Source organism: Geminisphaera colitermitum TAV2, assembly GCF_000171235.2.
Classification (GTDB): Bacteria; Verrucomicrobiota; Verrucomicrobiia; order Opitutales; family Opitutaceae; genus Geminisphaera; species Geminisphaera colitermitum.
In genome coordinates this window covers 1-2,033 of record NZ_ABEA03000217.1, presented here as the reverse complement: position 1 = coordinate 2,033, position 2,033 = coordinate 1, and the positions used below count along the sequence as shown (strand labels likewise).

General features: G+C 62.2%; 2 protein-coding genes and 1 pseudogene. All 3 read right to left on the bottom strand.

The window, feature by feature from the left end; all coding sequences use genetic code 11:
* Positions 1-600 (bottom strand): annotated as a pseudogene (gene purH / locus OBACDRAFT_RS24335) (bifunctional phosphoribosylaminoimidazolecarboxamide formyltransferase/IMP cyclohydrolase); the annotation flags it as partial.
* A 139-nt stretch (positions 601-739) separates the two neighbouring features.
* Complete coding sequence (locus OBACDRAFT_RS24330) at positions 740-1,450, bottom strand: zinc ribbon domain-containing protein (protein WP_043589774.1); 711 nt, start codon at positions 1,448-1,450, stop codon at positions 740-742.
* Positions 1,451-1,500: 50 nt separating this feature from the next.
* Complete coding sequence (locus OBACDRAFT_RS24325) at positions 1,501-1,914, bottom strand: RrF2 family transcriptional regulator (RefSeq protein ID WP_043589772.1); 414 nt, start codon at positions 1,912-1,914, stop codon at positions 1,501-1,503.
* Positions 1,915-2,033: the final 119 nt, after the last annotated feature.

Genomic DNA, 2,033 nt, shown 5'->3' with positions numbered 1-2,033 from the left:
GGGGACTTGCTTGGCGAGATACGCGGCGATGGCGGTATCGTAGTTTCCGGTACGTTGAAAGACTTTCAACGCGAGCTGGCGGCGGAGGCCGGCAAGGGCGGCGGTGTCGCCCCGGTCGGCGGAGGCGAAGGCGGCGAGGGCGCGGGGGTAGTCGTCGGGGTCGCAAATGACGGTGACGCTTTCGTGGTTCTTGGCGGCGCTGCGCAGCATGGAGGGGCCGCCGATGTCGATGTTTTCAATGGCTTCCTCAAATTCGACGTGGGGTTTGGCGACGGTCTGCTCGAAGGGGTAGAGGTTGACGACGACGAGGTCGATGAGGTCGATGTGGTGCGTTTTGGCGGCGGCGAGGTGGTCGGCTTTGTCGCGGCGGCAGAGGAGTCCGCCGTGGATTTTGGGGTGCAGGGTCTTGACGCGGCCTTCCATCATTTCGGGGAAGCCGGTGTGTTCGCTGACTTCGGTGACGGGGAGGCCGTGCGAGGCGAGGAGTTTTGCGGTGCCGCCCGTGGAGAGCAGCTTGTAGCCGTGTTGTTTCACGAGGGCCGTGGCGAAGTCCGCCAAGCCGCGTTTGTCACTCACCGAAAGGAGGGCCAGCTTTTGCATAAGGGGCGATTTTGTGCGGCGTGGGCGAGGGGCTGGCAAGCCCGCAGCGGGGCTTCGCCCCGAACGTCGAACATCCAACGTCGAACATCCAACATCCAATGTGTTGAGTTGCGAAGGGGGGGGGGGGAGGCTTTTTTCGTCAGCTTTCCCACCAGATGATGCGGCCGCATTGGTCGCAGATGCCGAGGGTGGCCTCGTCGCGGCTGCGGGCACCGGTCTCGGCTTCGCCGGAGACGCGGAGGTGGCAGCCGGAGCATTTGCCGCCGCGCACGGCGACGACGGCGGGCATCTGGCGGGTGGAGACGCGGTCGTAAACGCGCAGGGCGGGGGGGGGGAGGGGTTCGCGCGCGGTCTGCGTGTCGGCGCGCGCGGTGATGAGTTCGGCGGCAAGGTTTTTGGCGCGCTCGTGGAGCGTGGCAATTTGCGCCTGATAACCGGAGATGCTGTTGCGCAGCACGGTCTCGGCGGCGGTGAACCGGTTGCGCGCCTCGTCGATGGAATAGAGGAGTTCGAGTTCTTTTTCTTCCAAGGACTCGATGGTTTTTTGCGTCTGGTCGATCTGCTGGCCGAGGGCTTGGTATTCGTCGTTTTTACGGACGAGCGATTGCTGGGTTTTGTATTTGCCGAGGGTGGTTTCGGCGGAGCCGATTTCGGTTTCGAGCAACTTTTTTTTGCTTTCGAGACCTTTCAGTTCGCCTTTGGCCGCATCGATGGCGGCTCGCTCGGCGGCGATCTTCGCTTCGACTTCAGCAATGGCGGCGGGATTGGCGGCCAGTTGTGCTTCGAGCGAACGTTGCTTCGTGTCGCGGTCCTGCAAGATGAGCAGGTTTTCGATGACGGCGTGAGGCATTCACGCAGTGAGCGGGGCAATCGCAGACGGGGCAAGTGTCGAAACCGGCTCTAGATATAATACATGTCCTCACCGCCGCGGGCCACGAGTTGGTCGAGGGTGTGACCTTTGCAAAATTCTTCCAATTCGTCGCGCACTTCGCTCCAGGCTTGCCGGACGCGGCGGCCGGACTGGCCTTCGCCGGTGGCGCTGACTTCGAGCACTTCTCCTTCGATGAGGCGCACGATGTCGTAGAGTGAGATTTTCTTGGGCTCGCGGGCCAGGGTGTAGCCGCCTTGTTTGCCGCGGCGGCTCGTGATGAGGCCGCCGTTGCGCAGTTCGCTCAGGATTTGCACGAGGTAATTGGCGGGCACGGCCTCGACGCGGGCGAGTTGCTCGATGTGAGCGAGTTCATCGGAACCGTGGAAACGGGCGAGTTGGGCAAGGACCCGGCAGGCGTAATCGACTTTGACGGAGAGTTTCAAGGCGGCGGAATGCTGATTGGTCCAATCTTAGGTTGGCAACCTGAAATGCTTCTATGATTTTGTTGAATGAAATTGGCCGTCGCAACGTCGTGGTAATCGTCCGTATGCGGGGGGGGGGG

Excerpts from the sequence above, each read along its gene's own strand:
- OBACDRAFT_RS24330 (WP_043589774.1), bottom strand. The coding sequence starts at position 1,450 with ATGCCTCACGCCGTCATCGAAAACCTGCTCATCTTGCAGGACCGCGAC.